The organism is Chitinophaga rhizophila (assembly GCF_019492185.1).
In the GTDB taxonomy this organism is placed as follows: domain Bacteria; phylum Bacteroidota; class Bacteroidia; order Chitinophagales; family Chitinophagaceae; genus Chitinophaga; species Chitinophaga rhizophila.
Genome location: NZ_JAICCF010000008.1, coordinates 38,666 through 65,428 on the forward strand (window position 1 = coordinate 38,666; position 26,763 = coordinate 65,428).

Genomic DNA, 26,763 nt, shown 5'->3' on the forward strand with positions numbered 1-26,763 from the left:
ACAGTGCGGCAGGTATCAGCCTGTCGCTTATCTGCCGATCACTATGTCGTCTGGTAATTCATTTTCATCGTCTCCTTCAAAAGGAAAATACCGGCAAAGCGATTCTCCAATCTCCCTGATACAGGCATCAAGGCCCTCGATAATCTGATTCCTGGTAAAATAGCTGATCAGCAGGTTTGCTTCTTTTACCCAGAATTGCGTACCTACTTTTTCGTGTATGCCTTTGTCACCAAGGATAGCAAATTGTCGATCCTTTAATGCGATGTACAGAATAACGCCGTTTCTGCGTTTAGTTTTCTCCATGCCAAGCTGCAGGAATAACTCCTTTGCGCGCTCCATGGGATTGACGTACTTGCAACGGCTCTCCACATATAACCTTATCTCCCCACTCGTGAGTCTTTCGGATTCACGTATAGCCTGCACCAGTTGTTGCTTTTCAGCTTCCGTCAAAAGTTCCTTTTTGCTGAATGGGAATATGCTCATGCCGGTTATTTTTTAGAATTGCACTTTAGGAGCATTCTCAGCACCTGCCTGTGCCTCGAAATAAGGTCTCTGCTGGAAACCGCCGAAACCTGCAATAATATTGTTAGGGAAAGTACGGATCGCACTGTTATACACACGGGCTGTTTCATTGAAATCTTTACGTGCTACAGCAATACGGTTTTCAGTACCTTCTATCTGTGCCTGCAGGTCTTTAAAGTTCTGATTAGCCTGAAGTGTAGGGTAACTCTCAGATACGGCCAGCAATCTGCCCAGTGCGGCGCTCAGCTGTCCCTGTGCAGCCTGGAACTGCTGAACCTTCTCTGGTGTCAAGTCTTCCGGTCTAACCGTGATAGATGTAGCTTTTGCACGTGCTTCTATGACTTGTGTCAGTGTTTCTTTCTCGAAATTTGCAGCGCCTTTTACAGTTGCAACAAGGTTAGGAATGAGGTCCGCTCTGCGCTGATACTGGCTTTGTACAGTACCCCAGGATGTTTTAACAGTTTCGTCCAAACCCACGATCTTATTGTATCTGGAAACACCGCAGCCTCCAAATAATAAAACAACAGCAATAATAATGACGATTACGAGCGTGCTTTTTTTCATTTTTATAAAAATTTAAGTTTAAACCAGGTTGTTAATTCAGTTATTGCAACAGCACTATATCACTTTGGTTTATCGTAACTTAGAATACAGATTGGAATCTCCGATCGAACCTCTATGAACAGTCTGGATAGCAGTAGCAAACATAGGAGCTTTTTTTTAATCTGCAAGGGTATTGAGAAATACGATAAAACGGTATTCTTTCACTTTCACAGAAAAGATAGTAGCATTGTCAAAAAAATCAAGCCCTGTATGTACGTTTCTCTATAATTTTACTGGTATTTCACGGTAGCAAGGGTACGGAACAGCTTGTATATAAAGAAGTTATCCATAAGCAGGTCAATATAAACACTTGTTTTTTCATTGTCTATCCTTCTTTCATTCGTTTGTAACGCTTTTATTTTTAATTATTTGAATTTAAGGTTGCGTCAATGAGTGCACAACATATCCATATCCTATATATTGATGACGAGGTACATAATTTAAATGCTTTCAAGGCATCTTTCCGTAGACTTTATACGGTATTTACAGCCGCTTCAGCCGAAGAAGCTGAGGACATACTCGCTAAGCAGGATATCCAGATCATAATTTCTGATCAGCGCATGCCTAAAATGACGGGAATTGAGTTTTTCGAGTCTATTCTCGACAAGTATCCTGAGCCTATCCGGATGTTACTGACCGGATATGCTGATATTAACGCCGTAATAGATGCTATTAATAAAGGACAGGTATATAAGTATTTTTCCAAGCCCTGGAATGATGATGAGCTGCGGCAGAATATTGATAAAGCATATGAAGTATATGCCCTCCGTAAAGAGAATAAAGAGTTGACAGCTAAGCTGCTGGATGTAAATGAGAAGCTCGAATTTCTGTTGAGACAGAAGCTGATTTCTTAATTTGTTGCCCGGCTTTCCTTCCGCATTGAGAAATGAATAGTACCATCATAGATCTTATAGTCCAGCCCCTTTTCCCAGCATAGTTCATCCAGGAACAGGTTGACTGCCTTGTCTTTGTCAAGGTCTCCTGAAAAATGAATGCCGGCAATACTGTTAGCCGCAAAAGCCACCTTCAGCCCAAACCACCGTTTCAACACCGGTGCCACTTCCTCCAACGTCTTATTATGGAAACGGAAGATTCCATCCCGCCAGCCCAACGTAACGTTCTCGTCAAAACGTTTCACCTTAAATCGTTCTCCTGGTTTATAAATGGCCTCAAAACCCGGCTTCAATGTCACATCCAGGCTGTCGCCCACATCCGTTACTACACTACCGGTAACCAGCGATGTTGTAATCAGATTATTATCATATGAATTTACATTGAACGCCGTGCCCAGCGCAATGACTGACGTTGTACCCGTGTGTACTATAAATGGCTGCTTCGGATTATGGGCCACTGTAAAATATGCTTCTCCCTCCAGGTACACTTCCCTGGTTCTGCCTGGAAAAATGAAAGGAAAACGCAAGGTGGAACTGGCATTCAGGTGTACTTCAGTCCCGTCTGACAGTTCAATGCGGTAGTCCGTTTTTGGAGGTACTGTCAGTGTGTTCCACTCGATAGTGCTACTCTGGTAAATAGTATCGTGGGTAATCCGCTTGACAGAAATAGCAGGGTGACTGCCCGTGTCTGCCACAGAAGGTCTTAATGATTGATTATCAGGTAGGCGGATGGTAGTCAGGGTGTCCGAGGGGGAGGTATGGCTTACATTTGCAGTATTGGCTGCGGGTGTTTTTGCCGGCTGTTTTGCAGCCACCTGCCGCAGGGTAGTAGCCGGAACTGCGGCGCTGTAATAATGTTTAAACGCATACCATCCGCCCGCTAAAGCAGTCATAGCCGCTAATACTGCTGCTGCTGCACTATGGCGCTTTACATAATGGTATACTTTCAGATGCCGCGGTTTGGGTGAAAGAATAGCCGCTATCTTACACCAGTCATGCTCAATCCGGAGGTCATCCAGAAAAGCATTATCAGTATAAAGAATGGCCTGCTCCTGTTCATGCCAGCATTTACGAACCTGCTCATCGGTTTCCATGACCTTTTGCAGCAACTGATCTTCCACTTCACTTAATTCGCCGAGTTGCTTACGCAGGAGTAATGTGTATATATACTCTTGGTCGTATTTCATCGTAGTAATGAGAAGATTATTGAGGGTGATAAAGTTGTGTGTATCTGATATCTGGGTCTACGAATCAAGTAAAATTGCAAGCTGCTGACGTAATGCCTGGGGTACTAATGCCGGACCTGTCTTACAGGGCGGACAGGCAGCTGTCTGGGTCATTATCCTTTGCTGCATCTGCAGGCAACGCTCATATAACTGCTGGTAAAAGAACCCGCCCGGAGAATGGGCTATATTCCTATATGTGCGGGTCTCCCATACTTCAATGAACAATTGCTGTACCACCTGTTTGGCACTTTCCACATTTCCTAACATCTGACAGGCTTTGAGGCAAAGAGGCTTGTAGTATTTCATGAAGAAGTATTGATAAGCTCCAATGCTGTTATCCTTTTTGAGCGCGGATAACATGGTGATTTCCTCGCTGGTTTGCATACGATCTGGTTCTATTAGGTAGTAGTGTGTACCGGATTCGGCAAGTAATTTCGAACAAAAGAATCAGAAAAGTGTTAATAGCCTGTTAACGCAGAGAAAATCAGCCCGCCAAACAGACAAATCAATATTTCCGACTTTCCCTTAAATTGCACCTTTCTAAAAGTTTAATTTACTGGAACATGCAAGTTTGGAAAGATTATCAGGTACAAAATAAAGATCGTTTCCTGGAAGAACTGCTGGAACTGCTGCGCATTCCATCTGTTAGCGCGGATTCCCGCTTTAACCCGGATGTGAAGAACTGCGCAGAAGCTGTAAAACTGCGTCTGCAGGAAGCAGGTGCAGATAAAGTGGAGGTTTGCCCTACTGCGGGTCACCCTATCGTATATGGTGAAAAGATTATTGATCCGAAACTACCTACAGTACTCGTATATGGTCACTATGACGTGCAGCCTGCCGATCCACTGGAACTCTGGGATAGCGGTCCGTTTGAGCCTGTGATCAAAGATGAAAAGATCTATGCACGTGGCAGCGCTGACGATAAAGGTCAGTTCTACATGCATGTTAAGGCATTTGAAATCATGTCAAAAACCAATACCCTCCCCTGCAATATCAAATTCATGATCGAAGGGGAAGAGGAAGTAGGTTCTGCCAACCTGGGCATTTTTATTAAAGAAAATAAAGAAAGACTGAAATCAGATGTGGTACTCATCTCTGATACTGCTATGCTCAGTCTGGAAAATCCTTCCCTGGATACAGGTCTGCGTGGCCTGTCTTATATGGAAGTAGAAGTAACCGGTCCTAACCGTGACCTGCACAGTGGTGTGTATGGCGGCGCTGTGGCTAATCCGGCTACCATCCTGTGTAAAATGATTGCCTCTCTTCATGACGAAAACAATCACATCACCATCCCAGGCTTCTACGATAAGGTACAGGACCTGAGCCAGGAAGATCGCAACGCACTGAATGCAGCTCCGTTTGATGAGGCAGATTATAAAGCTGACCTGGGTGTAAATGAACTGTGGGGTGAAAAAGGGTATTCTACCATCGAGCGTACCGGCATCCGCCCTACGCTGGAAGTAAATGGTATCTGGGGTGGCTATACCGGCGAAGGTTCCAAAACCGTATTGCCGTCTAAAGCTTTTGCCAAGATCTCCATGCGCCTCGTGCCTAACCAGGACTGGATAGAAATATCTGAACTGTTCCAGCAGCACTTTGAAAACATTGCACCGAAGAGTGTCAAGGTGAAAGTAACGACTCACCACGGTGGCAGTCCATATGTAACACCGACTGATCACGTAGCCTTCAAAGCTGCAAGTGAAGCAATCAAAGAAACTTTTGGAAAATCTCCAATCCCGATGCGTGGTGGTGGAAGTATTCCAATCGTTGCCCTGTTTGAAAAAGAGCTCGGTCTGAAAACTATTCTCATGGGCTTTGGTCTGGACAGTGATAATCTTCACTCTCCCAACGAAAAATACGGCCTGGCTAACTTCTACAAGGGTATCGAAACAATCCCTTACTTCCACAAATATTTTGCGGAATTGAGTAAATAGCCTTATCGCACGAATTTAATAAATTTGAAGGCCGGCTCGTGATAAACGTGCCGGCCTTATATATTATACAAGATGAAAGAAGTAGAAAAAGTAAGACTCGATAAATATCTCTGGTCCATCAGGATCTTCAAATCCCGCTCCCTGGCATCCGCTGGTTGTGAGTCAGGTAGGGTGAAAATGAACGGCGCTATCGTAAAAGCGTCCCGTAACGTGGCAGTAAACGATGTGTATGAGATCAGAACGGAAGGCCGTAAATGGGTAATTCAGGTAACCGCCCTGCTGGCTAATCGCTTACAGTATACCGAAGCGATCAAGTTCTATAATGATATCACACCGGAAGAAGATAAAGCCCAGGAACGTCAGGCTTCTGTCTTCCAGACTGGTAAGCGTCCCAGCAAGATTGGCCGCCCTACCAAGAAAGAACGCCGTGAACTGGATGATTTCATGGGTGGTGAGGAAGATCTCTAAAAATATCCGTTTTTCAGTAGTAAATTCGCATGCTTTTCAGGCGGCCTTTGCATAAAACCAGCCGCCTGCATGTGAAAATTTGTAAATCATTATCCATAGATGTCTAAGCAAAGCGATCTTCTCCCTGCCGAATTTCTAGTTAAAGTGGCTGAGGAATTTGGAACTCCGGTATATGTATATCATGCTGAAAAAATAAAGATCCAGTACGAAAAGCTGCAAACGGCTTTCCAGAAGACGGATGCCCGCTTTTTCTATGCCTGTAAAGCACTTACCAATATTAACATCCTGAAATATATTAACTCCCTGGGCTGCGGACTCGACACTGTCTCTATCCAGGAAGTACATCTCGGATTAAAAGCCGGATTCGCTCCAGATAATATCATCTTCACACCTAACTGTGTGGACCTCGATGAGATCATCGCCGCCAAAGAACTGGGTGTTAACATCAATATCGACAATATCTCCATCCTGGAACAGTTTGGTAACCGCTTCGGCGATTCTTACCCTATCTGTATCCGCCTCAACCCGCACATCATGGCGGGAGGTAACTATAAAATATCTACCGGTCACGTTGATAGCAAGTTCGGTATCTCTATTCACCAGCTGCGCCACATCGAGCGTATTGTGAAAAGTACCAAACTCAAAGTAACCGGCCTGCATATGCATACCGGCTCTGAAATTAAAGATGTGGATGTATTCCTGCGTGGTGTTGAAATCATGTTTGAACAGGCAGTACATTTCCCTGATCTTGAGTTTATTGACCTGGGTAGCGGCTTTAAAGTTGCATACCAGCAGGGAGACCCTGAAACAGATATTAACCTGCTGGGCAAAAAGCTCTCCGACGCTTTCAATAAATTTAAGGTTACCTACAATCGTCCTTTACAGGTATGGTTTGAACCTGGTAAATTCCTGGTAAGCCAGTGCGGTTACTTCATTGTAAAGGCGAATGTGATCAAACAGACCACAGCCACCGTATTCGTAGGTGTGAACTCAGGCTTCAACCACCTGATCAGACCTATGTTCTATGACGCATTCCACCTGATTAAAAATATCTCCAGTCCGAAAGGAACAGAGCGTATCTACACGATCGTTGGTAATATCTGTGAAACTGATACATTCGGATGGGATCGTAAACTGAATGAGGTGAAAGAAGGCGATTACCTGGTATTCTATAACGCCGGCGCTTATGGTTTTGAAATGTCTTCTAACTTCAACTCCCGCCTGAAGCCTGCGGAAGTACTGGTAAAAGATGGTAAAGCACAGCTGATCCGTAAGCGGGATACGCTGGAAGACCTGCTACGTAACCAGATCGAGTTATAGTATCTAAATAGCTAATACTTAAATTATTAATGCAGATTTGTATAAGCAAGTCTGCATTTTTTTTATCCTGTGATAACAACTTTTAACATAACTTTGCCCCAATATATACCACCAAGCTCCTGCTTTTACCTGCCACTGTACATACTGCTAGTAGTTACAAAATATTTTATTATCCCATTCGTCTATTATAGTAGTATACGATGAGTATTTTTTACACATTTGATTATGAAAGTTTTATCTGCTAAATCCGAAGTTTTTAAGGATGAAGAAGTGCTGATAGACAGTCATATATCTTTCGGTCCTTACGTGAAGTTCCTGAAAGAAAAGGCTGCCAGGAAGTCGGATGCGCGCGCCGCATACTATCAGCAGATAGTTAACCAGTTTGAAGGTAACCCCGCTCTTCTTGGTCCCATCGCTGGTGCAGACGACTTGTCTGCTTACCAGGAATACCTGGACCTTGTTGTCTCAACTATTTTCCCTGTCACTGTTGACATGGACAAGGATATCTATGGAATTGGCGTCCCTCATAAATTCGCCATCTTCTATTATTCTGACCTTTTCAGGAAACTTTTTGCTGCTAACGGTGACAAACTGGTGCCCGTACCGGATGGTGTCTCCGTTGAGAAGGTAAAAAAGGATAAACTGGAATGGCTATATAAACTGATTCTGGAAAAAGTATATGGCTTTCCGGTAGATTACCGCAATGAAATCATTCACCATATTACACTTCCTGACAGTAACGGTCTGAAGAAGTATGTAAAGCTGCAGATTGATGCCCGTTTTGTAGATGTAATTGTAAAAGGGGACTTGCCTAAGCTCACCTACGATAATATTTGCCGTACCAAGTTCTCTCCTGAGTCATTACAGGAAATGCTGCCCCTGCGTAACTTTTCACTGGAAGGTTTTGTAATATGGACGATTCAGGATGTTACCAAAGATGAAGTACAGAACAGTATGAAAAACCTCATACTGAATATGCACGATGGTAACGAAACCCAGACATACCGCCGCATGGAGGAAGAAATATGTTCCCTTATGCAGCAAGAAGACCTGAGTGTACACATAGTACCTGTTCCCAAGATAAATGGTCGGTACGTACTGGAATGTGAACCGTGTGAAAGTGGCGTTATGCTGGGAGTCATGAACAATGGCAAACAACAGCAGCAACTATTTCAACAGCTGCTGGACCATTTGACGCGGCAAAGAGAACCTCTCTTTATTCCGGATGTAACAGAAGCCAGCCTGCTATCATTTCCATTCCTGCGTTACCTGCCGCTGAAAGGTATCAGAAGTTATATCATGGCCCCTGTATGGCATGAAGGTCAGCTACTGGGAATAGTAGAACTGGCATCCTCTACCCCCAATAGGATCACTGCCGAAACAATGGGTAGGGCCATGCCGGCTTACCCGCTGCTGATTATGTTGCTGACCAGGGGCGCGGATATCCTGAATAACCGTATCGTACAGGTTATCAAGGAGCAATTCACTGCCTTACAGCCTTCAGTTGAATGGAAATTCACCGATGCCGCATGGCACTATCTTCATACGCCGAAGGAGGAACGAAAAGACATTGGTAACATCGCATTTGAAGATGTATATCCGTTATACGGAGCTGTTGATATCAGGAACTCTTCCACTGAACGCAGCAATGCTATTCATGAAGATTTGCGCGAACAACTGTTGCTGATAGGAGAGACGCTGGAGCATATCGGTAACGCTATTTATCTGCCACTGCTGGAAGAACTGAAGTTTAAGAACGATGAATTGATCACTGGTGTTACCAGTGGCATGCTGTCAGAAGACGAGTTAAAAACCAATAATTACCTGGATGAGGAAATAGGCCCGTTATTCCGTCATCTGCATGAAAGTCATCCTGAATTGCAGCCGGTACTGGAGCGTTATTTTTCTATGGTAGATGATTCCGAAGGTCACATCCTGCATCACCGCCAGGAATATGAGGATAGCCTCGCTGCTATCAATGCAGAGATCAATAAATACCTGGATAAAGAAAAAGATAATATTCAGCATTCCTTCCCCTGCTATTTTGAAAAGTACCGTACAGACGGTGTTGAATACAATATCTATATCGGGCAGTCCATCGCTCAGAATCGCAAGTTTGACCTGCTGTACCTGCGTAACCTCCGCCTGTGGCAGCTGTCTTCCATGGCAGAAATAGCCAGGATGACCAACAAGCTGAAGGATACGCTGAAAGTACCTTTACAAACTACCCAGCTGATACTGGCGCATAGCAATCCTATTGATATCAGCTTCCGGCAGGATGAACGCCGTTTTGATGTCGAAGGCGCTTATAACATCCGGTATGAGATTATTAAGAAACGGATAGATAAAGTGCATATCCGGCAGACAGGCAAGCGCCTTACACAGCCGGGTACTATTTCTATTGTATATGCCTACGCCAGAGAGATGGAAGAATACCTGAAGTACATCACTTTCCTGCAGAATAAGGGTGTCCTGTTACCCGATGTAGAAGTGCTGGATCTCGAAGATTTACAGGGTGTTAGTGGTTTGAGGGCGCTGCGGGTGAAAGTCAATATGAATTAATGGGTTATGCTTGAATTTCGCATGTTTTACACTTTTTAAGGTGTAAACCTATTTCAGGATCGGACAAGATTTTACCATCTTACGTTCATCCTACGTTCCTGAACGTAGGATGAACGTAAGATGGTAAAGATCAAAACGGGAAAAAAACGGGTAAAAGCCCTTATCAGAACCTGAACCCGAAAGTGACATAGGGTAATACCCCTTCTTCAGATCGGCCAACTACTGCCGACAAAACTACCAGATTAGCAGGCGTAAAATACAACCCACCACCGTAACCATCATGCCATACCCCTGATTGCTGGTTCTGATACCATACCCTGCCCACATCATTAAACCCGATCAGGCCCACACTGGCAGGGAACAGGTAAGAACGAAACTCAAACAGTTTTACACGTAATTCAAGATTGTTATATACTGCTGCATTACCACTGAAGCGAGAGTTACGGTAACCTCTCAGGTTCTGCACGCCGCCCAGTGTTGCTGCCTGGAAATACTCATACGCTCCCCAGATCTTGTTTGCGCCAAACCTTGTTACCAGTACTACGCTGGTAGGTACATGGAAGCTGGTGTATATGCTGAGGTCCGTCTGAGCCTGCAGATACTGCCGGTTAGGACCGTTTAACCCCTGACTGCCATATACAGATGTATTCCAGCTGATACCTCTCGTTGGGATAAGCTGGTTGTCGCGGGTGTCGATGCGTATTCCCAAACGTAAGCCAGCATATGTCTTGGACTGGAATACGGAGAGCGAGTCCAGGCCATTCTTTGGAAAATCAGATGTGATACGGCCAACTGTTTCATCTTTATCCAGGGTGTAATAAGTGAATGACGGACCATAGTACAGCTGTACATTTTGTGACAGCTTGGTATTCAGCAGCGGTTCTACATTATAGAGGCTGAAGCGGGTGCGGTAATACCGGATGCCCAGCGATTTGTTAAATGTTGACTCATTACCAAAACCAAAGAAGTTAAGTGTATTGTTAGGCGCTTTGATATTGGCCGCAATAGTCAGATCTGACTGACCGATAGCATTGGTGAACTCTCCCATGTAGCGGAACTGCCATGCGTTTGTACCCAGCGAGTGCCCGGCCACTACAGTATGCCTGGCTGCAAAAGGACGCTTGCGGAAGCCCTGGGTCGTATACTGGAATCCTGCTCCAAGAGAAAGGCCGTCATCCTGGTTGAAAGCCGCAGATGCAAGTGGCATCAGTTTATTATACTGGAAACGGAATGGTGTACGTTCGTAACGGATATTATCAGGATTGGTTGACAGGATACGCCTGGCATTGCCATGCATGTCAAAACTGTCTTTTTTGCTTACCAGGTCGTAGATAACAATGCGTTTACCTGCATGACCACCGGTGCTGTCTATATAAGTGTCTCCATTCCTGCCGCCAATAATACGTAGTTTGATAGGGGAGCTGTTGTTCCCTTTTACCACGTATCTATCATCACCACCCAGGCCGAATAATCTTACCTCACGGGTATCCCGGGGATCAAAAATCCTTTGATAGATTATCTGCTCCAGTTCGCCTTTCTTACTGATCTTGGTAACTGTAACACCAATCTTACCTTCCGGCTGGCGCTCAATAGTAAATAGTTCATTCTTCTTACTACCGGCTACTTCCACATTTTTAGAAATAAATCGGTAGAATTTTAATGCTTCCTTCTCCAGTATATCACGGCGTGCTTTCAACGTAGTATAAACACGCTCACCAACCAGCGCTCTCACGGAATCAGGGAAACGGTTCACCGCCGTCCGGATGGTAGAATCAGTGATCTTTTCAACGAAAGCATGAGAGATATCCTTCCACTGCTGTTCACTCAGTTCATTCATAAAGGAACGGTCAAATGGCTGAGCGGTGGGGTTTTGCCCTTCTATAAACCGGATGTTCGGACGGAACCCCTGAATATTAGGCATGGCCCATTTCCGGGATGCAATGCGCGGGAGGAAACCTTCATTTACAAAGAATGCCTGGTCGCGGTCACGGGGAATAGGGAAGTAGACCTGTCTTTTGGCTTTCTTACCTTTTTCAGCACCCCATCTCCACTGATCATCATGGCGGTCCCAGTCAGCAATCAGCCAGTCCAGCAGGCGTGCATTCAGAACGGCTGATTGGTTAACAGTGTTATCATTATCTCCCTGTATCTGTTCCAGTAGTTTGGGGGTGCTCAGGGTTTTACCTTTTACATCTGCTTCTCTCTCTTCAAAGAGGTATACATCATCACCGAAGGTATTAGCATAAACACCGAGTACGGTATCTTTTGGTAGGTAGACGAAAGTCGGGTTAGTGTGGTGTACGCCGGCAGCATCAGCCAGTGGAATGATGGCAAGCGGCGCATACGGGTTTGCAGCAGATATCTGATCCTGAACTACATCTTTGGCCACAGTTTCGCGTAATGCCTCAGGCACAGCTTTGTCAGGATACTTCTTTAGGGAGCGTAGTACCCATTCAGTACCATCTTTATCTTCCAGGCGGAGTGACAGGGTCTGCATACCTCCACCACGTTTGATGATCTTTAGTCCGCCTTTCTCTTTATTCAGATCCAGTACAGGGAATGCCAGCGGCGTTGCCCATACATTACGGTAGTTCTGACCCATCAGCCAGTAATGGAAACCTGACTTATCAGTATACTGGGAATCAGCGGGCATTGTAACAGTGGGTGGTAACTGGCTGGCGGAAGGGCTGGCATTTGCCAGCGTGCTGGAACGGATGTCCTGCAAACTAAACAGCTGCTGTGCATAGGAAGGGCCGTCTGTTTTATCAACAGTGTAATACTTAACTTCCACACGCCCGCTTTTTGATATTTCCAGTACAGTATAACCATTTTCATTGCTGGCATACAAAGACTTAGGACCTTTCTTTACACGGGTTTCCTTTGCGCCCGAGCCACTTACGACATAGAAGTTCTGCTCATCATTGATGAGTTGCAGGGTATGGTCATGACCTGATACGAAGATAGCCGGACCATGTGGCTTGATCGCCGCCTCAATACCTCTGATCATTGACTGGTACGTGGGATTAGGAATATCTTCCGGCGTACCAAATACGCCGCGGGTGAGCGGATAGATGGAACCGATCACCGGTAACGGTATATACAGGTTCTTTTTCAGATCAGTGAGTGGGAAGATATGTTGCTTCATGGTATAGTAACCACCATGGATACTATAGCTTCTGAATGGGTGGTGTGCTGCAAATATGATCAGCTTATTCCTGTTTCTGCTTACAATATCACTGACTTCTGTCAGTACCTCTTCCCTGGTTTTAGTATCACAGGAAGATTCAGGACCTGGTTTCTGATAAGGGAATAACCACCACTCCGTATCCATGATGATAAGGGTAGTGTTTTTATCGAGATGTACCTCTTCCGGGCCAGGACAGCCGTCTTTCGGGAGGAAGTTCACGTTCGGCAGTTGTAATGAGTCCACATACAATTGCTGGTTGATGATAGTTTGCCAGCCATCAGGTCTGGAGCGTTGCCAGTCATGGTTGCCTGGAATGAAGATAGCCTGTGTAGCTGTATTTCTTACCAGGTCGATCTGGTAATCCAGTATTTGTCTGGCCTCATCATACCTGGCGGCTCCTGCGTCGGGCAGGCCGAAAGGGTATATATTATCACCCAGAAATAATACTGTGTTCCGGTTATCCTGGAGGTCAATACGTTGTTTTACAGCATCAATAACAGGGTTATGGCCGTCTTTATGCAGCTCCCCGGCATCGCCGATCAGGATAACTCTGCGTGCAAGACTGTCATTTGTCATCTGTGCCTGTGACAGCAATGGCAGGAGGAGGAGGGGTAAAAGGTGCCTTGCTTTTGGTAAAATGCTAATCATCGTGATGAGTTGTACTTAAATTTCAGAATATTGGCCTGTGCTTCGTCTACTGCTTCATTAGATATGTACATGTCGCCATTTGCGGTGAAGGAGATACCTTCAGGTTGCCGGAATCTGCGATGCGGTATGTTATATGCTTCCTGTACCTTGCCGTTAAGGTCAGTAATGACAAGCATGCGGTTTACCGCAGATATAATATACAGGCGCTTTTCAATGGGATGGATGGCAGCCGCAGAAGGTTTGAAGTGGCCTACATCACCACCTGTAAGCCTGGCAATTTCGGCTACATTTATACGGAAAGCGGGCGTGGTGTCATATTCCATTGTATTCAGCCTGAAGCGATATGCAGAGGTAAAACCTTCTCTTTTGTCTTCTTCACAGGACTTGCACACCGCTACCAGACTATTATTGCTGGCATCGAAATAAAGACTTTCAAATTCCCGCTTACCCGGGATGGACATCTTATAACGCGTAGCATCGGCAGTATCTGTAAACATGCCATGCACGTGATACAGATGTCCGTTACTTTTCAGTACAAACCATTCATCGCCTGTTGTGGCCAGATCTTCATAATCGCCGCTTTTGTCAAACTTGGATGTCGGGTATGCCTTGTCTGTATCTACGTCAATGGAGTAGATCTTCCCTTCCTCATCATTGATAGCCATAATGTGATGTTCATCCGGTGCGAGTACAATACCAGAGATCTCCTGCATGGATTGCCTTACACGGTAACGGGTAGGCTCGGCAAGGTTATAGCCTTTGGGAGAAGTGTATTCCTTGTCTTCCCGGTTAAAAGCATTGCATGACAAAAACAGAAAAACGAACGCAATATATCTTACTTGCATAGATGAGTGGTTAGTAGTCAATGCGGAAACACAACGAACTTCAGGCCCGTTGCATTTTACATTGGTTATTTGCAGAATAAAATTAACTTAAAAATGCAGTAACTTGCTGATCTCAGTTTTGCTTTTTTAACTAAGGCTTATGCACACAGGATTAATCATTGAAGCAGCAGAAACATATGTTGCGAAGCAATACCAGGAACGTCCCCACCCTAACCTGGTCTATCATAATTTAGAACATACAAAGCTGGTAGTTGCAGCAGCACAGCAGATTGCAGCGCATTACCGGCTGGCAGATAACGACCTGATGGTGGTATGTGTCGCATGCTGGTTTCACGATCTTGGTTACCTTGCCGGAGAGACAAAAATGCATGAAGAGAAGGGGGCAGAGATGGCCAGGATATTCTTAAATGTACAACAGATTCCAGAAGAAATACAACAGCAGGTAGCTGGCTGTATTATGGCTACTAAAATGCCCCAGCATCCGAAAAACCTGCTGGAAGAGATTGTATGTGATGCTGACCTCTTCCACCTTGGTACCAAAGAGTTCAGAGACCGGTCCCGCCTGTTGCGCCAGGAGGTAGAACTATCTACAGGACATGAGGTCTCCGGAGCTATCTGGAATGCAAGTTCTCTGCGCCTGCAGGAATCTCATCATTATTTTACAGCCTATTGTAAAGCGCTGCTGCAACAGCAGAAGGAAGAAAACATTGCTAAGCTGAAGTCCAAACTGGAGAAACAGGAGGAAAAGGCACACAAGAAAGAAAAGAAGGCAGCTGCAGCCCCGGTATTGGCTGAAGCTCCTGTTGTTGCTCCGGTAACTGCACCACCTGCTGTGACAGAAGAGAAAAAGAAAGACAAGGAAAAGCAGAAAGAACTGAAAGAAGCTAAACCCGGTAGGGGAGTAGAGACAATGTTCCGTACTACTTCCACTAACCATATACGCCTTAGCTCAATGGCCGACAGCAAGGCGCACATCATGATCTCGGTCAATTCAATTATCATATCCGTAATATTAGGTGTACTAGTCAGGAGGTTAGAGGATTATCCTAATCTTATTCTCCCTGCCTTCATCTTTTTACTGACCGGCGTACTTACAATCATCTTCTCCGTACTGGCTACACGTCCTAACATCAACGTAGGTAAATTCACCAAAGCAGATATTGATAGTAAAAAGACCAACCTGCTGTTCTTCGGCAACTTTCACAGGATGTCGCTGGAAGAATATACCTGGGGTATGACCGAGATGATGAAAGACAATGACTATGTATATGGCAGCATGATACAGGATATCTATCACCTGGGTGTGGTACTAGGTAAGAAATATAAACAACTGCGTATTGCTTACAACATCTTTATGTTCGGTCTGATCATTTCCGTAGCCGCATTTGTGATAGCTGCATTATTTTTCCCGGTGAAGGACTAAGCATGAGTAATAAGACGATTTCTATGAATGTACCGTTATATGACCGCGACCTGAGTTGGTTGTCGTTCAACTACCGGGTGTTATGTATGGCGCAGGATGAGACTGTGCCTTTATATGAAAGGATCAAGTTCCTTTCTATTTTCTCTTCTAACCTGGATGAGTTCTTCCGGGTACGCATGCCGGCTATCCTGGCCGTTAATAAGCTGCTGAACAAAAATCCGGCTGCTGCCGGAGAGGATATCCTTTCCCAGGATACCCTGCCGGCCATCCAGACAGAGATTAACAGGCAACTGGGCGTATTCGGATATACACTTACCAGGCAGTTACTGCCCGCGCTTCGTAGCTATAATATACATCTTTACTATAATGAGCCTATCCATCCGCAGCATCATGAGCACCTGCGGGAGTATTTCCTGACACGTGTACTGAGTTTCCTGCAACCACTCTGGCTCAGAAAAAAGAAGCCGGAAGAAGTATTCCTGGAGAATAACCAGTTATACTTTGTAGTATCGCTTACGGAAAATGCTGCGCCGGATATGTTGCAATATGCACTGGTGAACATTCCCAGCGCTACTTTACCCCGCTATATAGAGCTGCCGGCACTGGAAAATGAATACTACATTGCCATGCTGGATGACGTGATCAGGGATAATATAGGCTTCCTGTTTCCCGGATATACCGTCGATGGCTGTTACAGTATCAAGATTACCAGGGATGCTGAAACAGACATGAATGAGCTGGCGCATGACATTCTTGAGCAGGTGGAAACGATGATTGTTAAAAGAGAACTGGGTATACCTACCCGCTTCCTCTTTGATGCCGCCATGCCGCTTGCCCTGCGGAAGTTACTGGCCGTATACTTCCAGATACTGCCGGAAGAAATGGTGGAAGGGGGCAGATACCATAACCTCAAGGACCTGATGGATCTGCCTATGCCAGTTAAATCACCGGCCTTCAGCTATCCAAAGCAATCTTCCATCCAGGTACCCTCATTGGAAGAAACACCCAGGTTACTGGAAGAAGTATTAAAAAGAGACATTCTGCTGCATGCGCCTTACCAGCGGTATGACTATATTCTCCGTTTCTTCAATGAAGCGGCTGTAGATCCTGCGGTACAGGAGATTTATATTACCCTTTACCGTATAGCGGCCAGTTCGCAGATAGCCAATGCGCTGATCAGTGCTGCCCGCAATGGCAAACAGGTAACAGTGTTCGTAGAGCTGAAAGCCCGTTTTGACGAAGCTAATAACATCCGGTGGGCAAAGAAGATGAAAGCTGCCGGAGTGAAAATAGTTTATAGTATCCCCGGACTGAAGGTGCATGCTAAAATTGCATTGGTAAAAAGACGTCGTGGTTACCAGTGGGACTATGCCGGTCTGATGGCTACCGGTAATTTCAATGAAAGCACTGCCCGTTTTTATACAGACCACGTACTGATGACCGCTCATCCGGGTATTACACAGGAACTGGAGCTCCTGTTTCTATATCTCCAGGCTAGAGAGCAGCCTGCCAGATATAGTTACCTGACCTTTCAGCACCTACTGGTAGCCCAGTTTAATATGATGGACCGCTTTAAGGAACTGATCAACCGGGAGATTGCACACGTCCGCGCAGGCAAACCAGCTAAAATCACAATTAAGCTGAATAACCTCCAGGAAAAAGAAATGATAGCAAGCCTGTATGCTGCCAGTCAGGAAGGGGTGGAAATAGATATGATCGTACGTAGTATCTGCTGCCTGACGCCCGACCAGCCGGAAAGTAGTAACATTGAAGTACGCCGTATCGTGGATCGGTACCTGGAACATGCCAGGGTATTTATCTTTCATAATAACGGCAATGAGGAAGTCTATATGGGTTCTGCCGACTGGATGAACCGGAACCTGCACAGGCGTATAGAAGTGGTATTCCCGGTATATGATAGGGAACTTCAGGCACAGCTTAAAGAAATTATCCGTCTGCAACTGGCTGACAATACCAATGCGGTAAGACTTGATGAGAATATCCGTAATATTGAGATCGAACCCGGAGCAGCAAAAACACCTGTTAACGCACAATCTGCTATTTACCAATATCTACAATCATTATAAAATCCTATCCTGCATATGAGTAAGTATTTATGGCTACCTGTTGTCTGCATTTTATTGAGTATAGGCCGCAGCTATGCCCAGGAAAAGCCCTCCCTGGACCTCGAACATATTTATAATCCGGCTGCTGATGCTGCATCCGACCTGAAAAGAGCACAACAACTGGCTGCTGCAACTAACAGACATGTGCTGATAGAAGTAGGGGGTAACTGGTGTATATGGTGTAAGCGCTTTTACAAAATGCTGCATGAAGATTCGACATTGCTGGCCCTGGCAGATAAAAACTACGTTATTTACTACCTGAACTACAGTAAAGAAAATAAGAACCTGCCTGTTCTGAAACAGTTGGGTTATCCACAGCGTTTCGGATTTCCGGTGTTATTAGTGCTGGATGCTAAAGGCAACCGCCTCCACACACAGAATACAGGATTGCTGGAATCGGCAGATACCTACGATAAAAAGAAGGTAGCAGATATGCTCAAGCAATGGGGGCCTGATGCACTCAACCCTGCTTATTACAATAATCAATAATCCCGTTATGGAGCAGACCCCAATTTCGCCGGCAGCAGATGCATTTATGCGTTTTGCCGGTAACCCGTTACGGTTCTCTCTTTATCTGTTCTGGAAGCTACCCATCGCATGGCTGGCTGGTGTAAGGCTCAAAGAGCTGACTGCCACCAGTTGTGTGACCGTAGTCCCCTTTAAATGGCTTTCTCAGAATCCTTTTCGTTCTACCTACTTTGCCTGTCTGGGTATGGCGGCTGAAATGAGCACCGGCTTGCCGGCTATGATGTACATAAGGGGTGTAACTCCCAAACGTGTATCTATGCTGGTAACGGGAATGGAAGCCAGCTTTGTCAAAAAGGCAACCGGTAAAACATGGTTTACCTGCGCAGAAAGCACCATTATGCGGGATGCTATTGCAAGAACAGCTGCTAGTGGAGAACCGGAAACCGTCACAGTTAACAGTGTTGGAAGAAGTCATGATGGCACAGTAATTGCCTCGTTTGCTATCACCTGGTCCTTCAAAGGAAAGGTGTAAACAGCGATATACCATTACAGATCATCCTTCAATACCACCACATGAAAATTGCATTTCACGGGGCCGCACGCACGGTTACCGGATCCAAGCATCTTATTTCTCTCAAGAATGGCAAAAAGGTCCTACTGGACTGCGGTATGTTCCAGGGCATGGGAAGGGAAACAGATGCCATGAATGAAGACTTTGGATTTGATGCGGCCAGCGTCACCCATATGATTCTCTCTCACGCGCACATAGATCACTCCGGGCTTATACCTTTATTGGTAAAAAGAGGCTTTAAAGGCGTCATCTATTGTACGCCCGCCACCCGCGATCTGGCAGAAATACTGTTGCTGGACTCTGCCAAAATCCAGGAAGATGATGCGAAATTTACCAATAAGAAACTCAGGAAGGAAGGGAAGCCGGAAATCACTGCTCTTTATACGATCGATGATGCAAAAAAGAGTATCGGTGCGCTTAAAAAGGTGAACTATAATACCTGGTTCAGGGTGGATGATGATATTGAAGTTTACTTTACAGATGCAGGACACATCATTGGCAGTGCGGCGGTACATTTACGTGTGACAGAAAACGGGAAGACCTCACAGATCTCTTTCAGCGGAGATATTGGCAGGTATAATGATGCGATTCTCCGCTCTCCGGATGTTTTCCCGCAGGCAGATTATATACTGCTCGAATCTACCTATGGTAGTACCCTGCATGCAGAAGCTACACCCTCCGATGATCTGCTGATCAAATATATTCATGATACCTGTAAGGTCAAGAAGGGAAAGCTCATCATTCCTGCTTTCAGCGTAGGTCGTACACAGGAATTACTGTATGCCCTGAACAGGGCGCAACTGGATGGTAAGCTACCCCGTGTGGATATCTTTGTGGATAGTCCATTGTCCAGAGAAGCGACAGACGTTGTCAGGCATCATCCGGAGACGTTCAACAAAACAGTCAGGAAGTTACTCGAAAGAGATGATGACCCGTTTGATTTCCCTGGACTTCACTATATACAAACGGTTGACGAATCCAAGGCGCTTAACTTCAGGGAAGAGCCCTGTGTGATTATCTCTGCCTCCGGTATGGCAGAAGCAGGAAGGGTCAAACACCATATTGCCAATAATATCAATAATAGCAGCAACACTATCCTTATAGTTGGTTACTGCGAGCCGCAATCATTGGGAGGCCGCCTGATGAGAGGGGCGAAGGAAGTTTCAATTTACGGTACCCGTTACGAAGTCAGCGCCGAAGTAGGTGTGATCCGCTCTATGAGTGCGCACGGCGATTATGAAGATTTAAGCCAATGGTTGTCCTGCCAGGATCCAAAAGAGGTCAGGAAGCTGTTTCTGGTGCATGGGGAATATGAAGTGCAGACTATTTTCAGGAACTGGTTGCTGAAAAAGGGCTTTCATGATATAGAGATACCTGAAAGACATGCAGTAGTAGGATTGGGATAAGGGCAATGTAAACGGCATTTGCGTACCATATAATAAAAAGGAAGGCGTCTCTGCATAAGAGACGCCTTCCTTTTTATTACGTTATCTTCTTTTCTTAGTTCTTCAGGTCATTCGCTACCTGTTTCAGGTATTCGCTCTGTTTTAACAGGGCAGTTTTCTTATCAGGCGTAGCAATGGCCGCTTTCTCTTCTTTGCTTTTAGCGATAGGCTGCAATAGGGTAATCAGGTAGTTGTTTACCATCTTATTGTTGAACATCATCGCCATGTCTTTGATATCGCCTACACCTTTTACTACCTGGTCGGTATTGTCAACAATACTGAGGATAGAGAGGTATTGGATGGCAGCATCCAGTTTATCCTGGCCACTGGCTTCATTGAAAGTTTTTGCGAAGAATGCGATATCGCTTTCATTACCTTTCTGTGCATAGATATTGGTAATAGCGCCGCTTAAAGCACCTTTGGAATCAGCTTCCATCTGTTTTGCCAGTGCATAGGCTTTATCCAGATCAAGTTCACCCAGGCTTTCCAGTGCTGCGCCGGCAGCCGCATAAGAACGGTCTTTGGCAGCGGCTTCGAAGAGAGCCGTCAGTTTCACGTCTTTTAATGTACCCAGTTGAGTTAATGCAGCTGCACGGACAGTAGCATTATTGTCTTTTTTTGCCAGCTCCTGTAATGTCGTCAGCGTTGCCTCTTTGACAACCGGATCAACCAGTTTAAGACCGCTGACAGCCAGCGCACGTAGTCCATAGAATTTATCCTTCAGGGCGGCAACTACTACTTTCAACGCCGCCGGATTGGTGCTTTGCTCTTTCAGACAAGCCTGGATTGCTTCGCGGCGATCCAGGTATTCAGGCGCATGTGCATACTGGAAGATATAGCTATTGATGTCCCTGTGCTCTTTCCTTTCTGCCAGCAGTACCTTGTCGCCGTCAAAGTTGACCAGATCAGGCTGGGTAGCACATGGCAGGGTGAAAGTTTCCTTCTGGTTATAGATTGTTACCTTATGGCGTACCTTTTTACCACCGGCATAGATATCGATCGCTACAGGCAACTGGAAGATCTTGTTAGTGGTCTGAGTTTGTTCAACCGTAACGGTAACAGTTTTGTCTGATTCGTTGTAGCTGGATCTGATATCCAGTACAGGATAGCCCTGTCCAAAGTACCATTGATTAAAGAACCAGTTCAGATCCTGACCGGTTACTTCTTCAAAAGCCAGGCGCAGCTGGGATGCTTCTGCTGATTTGAAAGCATTGGTTTTCAGGTAGACGTTCAATGATTTAAAGAAGGCGCTGTCTCCTACGAAGTTGCGTAGCATATGCAGGATGCGGCCGCCTTTCTGGTAGCTGATGGCATCAAACATATCTTCTTTATCATGGTAATGGTAGCGTACCAGGTCTTTATCGCCGGAATACTGCGCATATTTCTGATAGCTCTGCATGGCTTTGTAAGCATGATCATCTCCGGCGTCTTTACCATATTTGTACGCCATCCACAGGTATTCGCTGTAGTCAGCAAAAGATTCGTTCAGGGTAAGGTTGCTCCAGGACTCAGCAGTTACCAGGTCGCCAAACCAATGGTGGAACAGTTCATGCGCAACAACGGCTTCATTGAAGTTATTGTTATCCAGCAGTTCCCTGTCAGTTTTCTGGAGGAAGTCGCCGTGAATAGTAGCAGTAGTGTTCTCCATTGCGCCGGATACATAGTCTCTTACAACTACCTGGGAATACTTTACCCATGGATAATCATATCCCAGCAGATTGGAATAGAAGGTCAGCATTTCCGGTGTATTACCGAAGATAGCTTTGGCGTAAGGGGCATATTCTTTTTCCAGGTAATAGTTTACTTCTTTACCTTTCCACTGATCTTTGATGATAGCGAAGTCACCAACAGCCATCATAAACAGGTAAGGAGCGTGTGGCAGGTCCATTTTCCAGTAATCGGTACGGGTGCCATCAGCATTATTCTTCTGGCTCATCAGCTTACCGTTGGATAAAGTCGCATATTTCTTATCTACAGTAATACTAATCTCCTGGGTAGTTTTCTGGTTAGTGCGGTCAATGGTCGGGAACCAGGCAGAACTTGATTCGGTTTCGCCTTGTGTCCATATCTGTACCGGTTTATTCTTAACAGCGCTGTCAGGATTGATGAAGTACAGGCCTTTGGCATCTGTAATGGCAGAGCTGCCGGTTGATTTCACCTCTTCAGGACGGGCGATGTAGTCTATATATATAGTGAAAGGTTCTGTGCGCTGGTATGGTTTATCCAGTCCGATGTGTAGTTGTGTGCTGTCGTAGTTGAATTTCAGGGGGATGTTCTTTCCACCTTTTACTACGGCTACCTGCTTGATATCCATTGCTTTGGCGTCAAGAGTGAGGGAGTCAGTAGTGTAAAAGTGAGGTTTTAGCGTAAGCCAGGCTTTACCAATTAAATATCTCTTTGCATAGTCAAAGCGAACGTCCAGTTTTGTATGAGTCAGATCATGCACTTTTGTAGAAGTGGCACGATAAATTGTAAGGGCGGGATCTTCCTGCTGTGATGGGGCCTGTTGGGCAGTGGCCGGGGTGTAATATATGAACCCGGTCAGGCCTGCTACTAGTACACTTTTAAGCGTGTGCTTCAAAGGTTTAAACATGATTATTAACTGTTTTTGGGTACGAATTAACAGGTTTTATCACAAATAATAGTGATCAGGACTGTTAATATTGATGAAATCATGATAATTGGCTATAATTCGTGTTCATTCGGAAAGCCCGCGCCCGGTAAGTGTTTAAAAACGTTATTTTTGTCATTGTCCAGCTAAAACCATGTTATGATAAAAGCAATTGTGAATAGCGATCTATCGTTCAAAATCGATTTGGAGAAGCATAGAGTAATCTGTGATAGTCAGCCGGTTAATTGGTCTGACGTACCATTACCGGGTGGGAGTCATAGTGTTATATTGGATGGAAAAAGTTTTGTAGCGCAGGTCACAAAGATTGATCGGGATACAAAAACGGTTACGATTGTGATAGATCAGCAGGAGTATGAAGTGGTGGTAGAAGAGCCTATTGACCAGTTGCTGGCAGAGATGGGTATGAAAGATGCGCTCAATAGGAAGGTAAATGACCTGAAAGCGCCAATGCCGGGACTGGTATTAAAGGTATTGGTAGAGCCGGGGCAGGCCATTAAGAAGGGCGACCCTGTGCTGATACTTGAAGCAATGAAGATGGAGAATGTATTCAAGGCAGCAGCGGACGCGGTAGTAAAGGAAGTGAAGGTGAAAGAGAAGACAGCGGTAGAGAAAGGAGAGGTACTTGTTATCTTGGAATAGATTTTGTAATTATTAAATCAATATAAGGGATCAGAATGACGGATTTGTCCGTCATTCATAGTTATTTAAGTAATGTGTATGCTGCAATTTTTAAAGAGATCTTTTTTCACACTGCTTTTTCTTGGAATGGCTTTGCACTTGGCTGCCCAGGATCAGCAGTATTTTGTATATATACAAAGTGAAAGGTCCCAGCCTTTTTATGTAAGATACGATGGTAAGCTGCTCCCGTCTTCAGACAGGGGATATCTTATTCTTTCCAAAATGCCTGCCGGTACAGCCAATCTGCGTATTGGTTTTGCTAAAAGCGACGCGCCGGAAGGTCAGTACCAGATTAATATTAGTGGTCCTGCTGATCAGGGATTCCTGTTGAAGCAAGATGGTAGTAAAGGGTATTCCCTATTTAATCTGCAAACTTTTGCGGTGATCAGGCCCGGAGAAGCAAATAAACCGGCAGCAGCTGTTGCGGCAGCAGAAACGTCTGCTCCGGAAGTAGCAGTAGCAGATACACCGGCAGCTGCAGTATCTCCGGAAACAGTGGCAGTAATTACCGAAGCTACGCCAGCGGCAGTGGCTATGCCTTCAGCAGATACAGCTGTTGTGCCGGCTCCGCCAGTAGGTGTAGGCACTTCAGATGAGGATAAAAAGCAGGCCATGATGGCGTCTCTGAAAAAGGATCTGGATTCAACATTCCCTACTCAAAGCGGTGTGGCGGTAGGTCCGGGCACACGTCCTGTAAAGCAGACCAATAAATTTTCACAGGCACTGGACAGGGTACTGAGTGATGACAGACCCGATGATATTGCTCCTGAACAACCGCAAGCACCTGTTGCAACAGCTGTAGAGGCGACCCCTGCAGCTGTGGTGGCGGCAGCGCCCGCAGCAGAGACTCCCAGGAAGAAGAGGAGGAGGCGAGACAGAGAGCCGCTGACAGAAGAAGAAAAACAACTGGCCAGTGCGATATTGGCGGAGGAGAATAAAGCTGCTGCCAATGAATCCGCAGAGCCAGTGACAGACAATACAGCTCCTGCAACTGCTCCGGCATCAGAAGTGCCTGCATCCGCTCCGGTTACAGTGCCGGCAGAACCGGTTAAGGAAGAGACGCAGACAAATAACAGGAAGGAGAGGAAGCAGAAAAAGAAGAAGACAGAAGATCCGGCGTTCATCGACTTTATGGATACAGGCGGGCATCAGGCCCCTCCGGCAGGTACGCCGGTTCCGGCAGCGGTAGCAGAAACACCAGCGCCAGCACCTGTGACGATTCCTGCTGAAGATCCTGCAGATAGCGGAAAGAAAAAGAAGAAGCGTAATAAGATTGTAGAGAAGATTGACACGATTGATACAGCAGAGCATCCTAACAATGTTGTAACTGATCCGACCGGGTATGAGGTAAGTGATTTGTCTATAGATCATCCAAGGGAAAAGAAGAAAGACAGGAAGAAGAAAAAGGGAGATGAAGAAGTGGGAGTAGAAGTAGCTGCACCTGTGGCAGCTCCAGTAGCAGATCCGAAGTCTTCTTTGAAGATGATTAACTCTGATTGCGGAAAGGTGATGGATGAAGAGACATTCAGGAAGGCGCTGAAGAAATATGCAGCCGGTAAGGATGATGATGCCATGATAGATGCTTTCCGTAAGCAGACGAAGGGTTATTGCCTGGAGTCTTCTCAGATCCGTACTTTGGTGCAGTTACTGAGTTCAGATGAATCGAAGTACCGTTTACTGGATCAGGCATATCCGAAAGCATATCATTCAGATGAGTTTGCGGGAATGGAGAGCCTGTTATCGGATAGTTATTATAAGGGACGCTTCAGAGCGATGTTGCACAAGTAAGGAACTGACTTTTTTATATAGAGGTCACAAGGTTGTATCAAAGCAACTTTGTGACCTTTTTGTTTTTTGCGCCTTACCTTCGCGTTTCGCAATAGAGAATTATGAGATATTTTTTAGAGGTAACCTATAAGGGTACCAGTTTTGGTGGTTTTCAGATCCAGGATAATGTGCAGACAGTACAGTCGGTTATTGACCATGCTATCAGTACATTGATGCGGGGAGCCATTGCGACTACAGGATCCAGCCGTACAGATGCAGGCGTGCATGCGAGGCAGAACTTCCTGCATTTCGATATGGAGCAGCCATTACATCCGCAATTTCTCTATAAGGTGAATGCGATTCTGCCGGGGGATGTGGTAGTGCGTAATATATACCGGGTAGCAGATGATGCGCATTCGCGTTTCCATGCGTTGAGTCGTTCTTATGAGTATACTTTGTATCCGCAGAAGGATCCGTTTATGCAGGACAGGGGGTATTTCTTTCCCTACAGGCTGGATATGGATCTGTTGCAGGAGGCGGCGGGCGTACTGCGGGAGTATGAGAACTTTATGACGTTTTCCAAGCGGAATACGCAGGTAAAGACGTACAACTGTAATATCATGTCATCTGAGTGGGTGATAGGGGAGGACCGTATGATGTATCGAGTAACGGCGAATAGGTTTTTGAGGGGAATGGTGAGGGGATTGGTAGGTACGATGTTGCGTGTAGGTAGGGGGAAGCTGACGATGGAGGGGTTTCGGCAGGCGATTGAGAGCCGCAATTGTGTAAATGCTGACTTCGCGGTACCACCGCAGGGGTTGTTTTTGATGAAGGTAGCTTATCCGGAGGGGATGCTGGCGGACAGGGTGCAATAATTTATTGCACCTTAAGTAGTTGATAATTAAGCGTTTGGTATATACGTGTCAGTTATTTCCTAAAAAAGATTTGGTAGGTATAAAAAAACGGCTACCTTTGCATCCCGTTTCGATACAACGCAACGCGGAAAAAGCTCTTCTCAAGTACTGATTTTCTTCTTCTTTTGATTGACTATAGTTTCCTGAAAACGGCAGCTGCATTGGTTTTAGAAAGGTTGCTGCTAAAATGACCGCTAAAATTAATTCTCAAAAAAGTTTTGGTAGAATAGAAAAAAGGTTGCAACTTTGCAACCCCAACGCAAACGAAGCGACGGAGACTGAACGAACAGGCGACGGGCTAGCGACGGCGAAGCGACGAAGAAGAAAGCTCTTAATACTTAAAGATGTCAGGCGGTAAGCGCCACACAGATCGGATCTGGGACATTGACAAACGTTAGGCGAATGGTTTAACGATAAGTTCTTTGAAAGAATGGAAACAACAGCAAACATTTAACACAGGTAATGTTCAAGCGATAACATATTAGATATGACGTCTAATTTCGAGAGAAATTACGAAGTCAGTATCAAAAC

20 protein-coding genes are annotated in these 26,763 nt (G+C 45.4%); 13 read left to right on the forward strand and 7 right to left on the reverse strand.

Annotation, left to right across the window (positions count from 1 at the left end; all coding sequences use genetic code 11):
- Positions 1 to 27: 27 nt before the first annotated feature.
- Both K1Y79_RS28865 and K1Y79_RS28870 read right to left on the reverse strand, forming a co-directional pair.
- Positions 28 to 483, reverse strand: coding sequence for a TPM domain-containing protein (locus K1Y79_RS28865; RefSeq protein WP_220253705.1), 456 nt, complete (start codon positions 481 to 483; stop codon positions 28 to 30).
- Positions 484 to 495: 12 nt separating this feature from the next.
- On the reverse strand, positions 496 to 1,086 hold the full coding sequence (locus K1Y79_RS28870) for a LemA family protein (RefSeq protein WP_220253706.1): 591 nt from the start codon (positions 1,084 to 1,086) through the stop codon (positions 496 to 498).
- A 428-nt stretch (positions 1,087 to 1,514) separates the two neighbouring features.
- Here K1Y79_RS28870 and K1Y79_RS28875 point away from each other — a divergent pair, with 428 nt between their 5' ends.
- Entirely contained in the window at positions 1,515 to 1,979 is a 465-nt protein-coding gene (locus K1Y79_RS28875; RefSeq protein WP_220253707.1) for a response regulator, read from the forward strand.
- Here K1Y79_RS28875 and K1Y79_RS28880 read toward each other — a convergent pair.
- Positions 1,976 to 3,205, reverse strand: coding sequence for a FecR family protein (locus K1Y79_RS28880; RefSeq protein WP_220253708.1), 1,230 nt, complete (start codon positions 3,203 to 3,205; stop codon positions 1,976 to 1,978). The two genes, K1Y79_RS28875 and K1Y79_RS28880, sit on opposite strands and share 4 nt — an antisense overlap.
- Positions 3,206 to 3,262: 57 nt before the next feature.
- The gene (locus K1Y79_RS28885; RefSeq protein WP_220253709.1) at positions 3,263 to 3,628 is read right to left on the reverse strand and encodes a sigma-70 family RNA polymerase sigma factor; all 366 of its coding nucleotides are present in this window, start codon (positions 3,626 to 3,628) and stop codon (positions 3,263 to 3,265) included.
- A gap of 179 nt (positions 3,629 to 3,807) precedes the next feature.
- On the opposite strand from K1Y79_RS28885, the gene K1Y79_RS28890 reads away from it, so the two are divergent.
- The 4 genes from K1Y79_RS28890 to K1Y79_RS28905 all read left to right on the forward strand — a co-directional run bounded on the left by K1Y79_RS28890 (position 3,808) and on the right by K1Y79_RS28905 (position 9,528).
- Positions 3,808 to 5,178, forward strand: a complete 1,371-nt coding sequence (locus K1Y79_RS28890) for a dipeptidase (protein WP_220253710.1) — start codon at positions 3,808 to 3,810, stop codon at positions 5,176 to 5,178.
- Between the two features lie 72 nt (positions 5,179 to 5,250).
- On the forward strand, positions 5,251 to 5,646 hold the full coding sequence (locus K1Y79_RS28895; RefSeq protein ID WP_220253711.1) for an RNA-binding S4 domain-containing protein: 396 nt from the start codon (positions 5,251 to 5,253) through the stop codon (positions 5,644 to 5,646).
- Between the two features lie 99 nt (positions 5,647 to 5,745).
- On the forward strand, positions 5,746 to 6,966 hold the full coding sequence (lysA, locus tag K1Y79_RS28900) for a diaminopimelate decarboxylase (protein ID WP_220253712.1): 1,221 nt from the start codon (positions 5,746 to 5,748) through the stop codon (positions 6,964 to 6,966).
- A gap of 225 nt (positions 6,967 to 7,191) precedes the next feature.
- Complete coding sequence (locus tag K1Y79_RS28905) at positions 7,192 to 9,528, forward strand: GAF domain-containing protein (protein WP_220253713.1); 2,337 nt, start codon at positions 7,192 to 7,194, stop codon at positions 9,526 to 9,528.
- Between the two features lie 163 nt (positions 9,529 to 9,691).
- Here the strand turns inward: K1Y79_RS28905 and K1Y79_RS28910 are convergent, their stop codons facing one another.
- Together K1Y79_RS28910 and K1Y79_RS28915 are read right to left on the reverse strand one after the other, a co-directional pair.
- The gene (locus K1Y79_RS28910; RefSeq protein ID WP_220253714.1) at positions 9,692 to 13,363 is read right to left on the reverse strand and encodes a BamA/TamA family outer membrane protein; all 3,672 of its coding nucleotides are present in this window, start codon (positions 13,361 to 13,363) and stop codon (positions 9,692 to 9,694) included.
- Positions 13,360 to 14,208: an SdiA-regulated domain-containing protein gene (locus K1Y79_RS28915; RefSeq protein ID WP_220253715.1), complete on the reverse strand. Its 849-nt coding sequence runs from the start codon at positions 14,206 to 14,208 to the stop codon at positions 13,360 to 13,362. The genes K1Y79_RS28910 and K1Y79_RS28915 overlap by 4 nt, the downstream gene beginning before the upstream one ends.
- Positions 14,209 to 14,347: 139 nt before the next feature.
- Here K1Y79_RS28915 and K1Y79_RS28920 point away from each other — a divergent pair, with 139 nt between their 5' ends.
- Genes K1Y79_RS28920 through K1Y79_RS28940 form a run of 5 tightly spaced genes read left to right on the forward strand, consistent with a single transcriptional unit; the run spans position 14,348 to position 20,202 of the window.
- Positions 14,348 to 15,631 carry a Pycsar system effector family protein gene (locus K1Y79_RS28920; RefSeq protein WP_220253716.1) on the forward strand — a complete coding sequence of 428 codons (1,284 nt, stop codon included), beginning with the start codon at positions 14,348 to 14,350 and terminating at the stop codon, positions 15,629 to 15,631.
- Positions 15,632 to 15,633: 2 nt separating this feature from the next.
- Entirely contained in the window at positions 15,634 to 17,718 is a 2,085-nt protein-coding gene (gene ppk1 / locus K1Y79_RS28925) for a polyphosphate kinase 1 (protein ID WP_220253717.1), read from the forward strand.
- A gap of 15 nt (positions 17,719 to 17,733) precedes the next feature.
- The gene (locus K1Y79_RS28930) at positions 17,734 to 18,246 is read left to right on the forward strand and encodes a thioredoxin family protein (RefSeq protein WP_220253718.1); all 513 of its coding nucleotides are present in this window, start codon (positions 17,734 to 17,736) and stop codon (positions 18,244 to 18,246) included.
- Between the two features lie 7 nt (positions 18,247 to 18,253).
- Positions 18,254 to 18,757 carry a DUF4442 domain-containing protein gene (locus K1Y79_RS28935; protein WP_220253719.1) on the forward strand — a complete coding sequence of 168 codons (504 nt, stop codon included), beginning with the start codon at positions 18,254 to 18,256 and terminating at the stop codon, positions 18,755 to 18,757.
- Positions 18,758 to 18,798: 41 nt separating this feature from the next.
- The gene (locus tag K1Y79_RS28940; RefSeq protein ID WP_220253720.1) at positions 18,799 to 20,202 is read left to right on the forward strand and encodes an MBL fold metallo-hydrolase RNA specificity domain-containing protein; all 1,404 of its coding nucleotides are present in this window, start codon (positions 18,799 to 18,801) and stop codon (positions 20,200 to 20,202) included.
- Positions 20,203 to 20,296: 94 nt separating this feature from the next.
- Here K1Y79_RS28940 and K1Y79_RS28945 read toward each other — a convergent pair whose 3' ends face one another.
- Complete coding sequence (locus K1Y79_RS28945) at positions 20,297 to 22,834, reverse strand: M1 family metallopeptidase (RefSeq protein WP_220253721.1); 2,538 nt, start codon at positions 22,832 to 22,834, stop codon at positions 20,297 to 20,299.
- 177 nt (positions 22,835 to 23,011) lie between these two features.
- On the opposite strand from K1Y79_RS28945, the gene K1Y79_RS28950 reads away from it, so the two are divergent.
- From K1Y79_RS28950 to truA, 3 genes are all read left to right on the forward strand, one after another.
- Positions 23,012 to 23,512 carry a biotin/lipoyl-containing protein gene (locus tag K1Y79_RS28950; RefSeq protein ID WP_220253722.1) on the forward strand — a complete coding sequence of 167 codons (501 nt, stop codon included), beginning with the start codon at positions 23,012 to 23,014 and terminating at the stop codon, positions 23,510 to 23,512.
- Between the two features lie 126 nt (positions 23,513 to 23,638).
- Positions 23,639 to 25,339 (forward strand): hypothetical protein, encoded by a 1,701-nt coding sequence (locus K1Y79_RS28955; RefSeq protein ID WP_220253723.1) that lies wholly within the window; start codon positions 23,639 to 23,641, stop codon positions 25,337 to 25,339.
- 101 nt (positions 25,340 to 25,440) lie between these two features.
- Positions 25,441 to 26,193, forward strand: coding sequence for a tRNA pseudouridine(38-40) synthase TruA (truA, locus tag K1Y79_RS28960; protein WP_220253724.1), 753 nt, complete (start codon positions 25,441 to 25,443; stop codon positions 26,191 to 26,193).
- Positions 26,194 to 26,763: the final 570 nt, after the last annotated feature.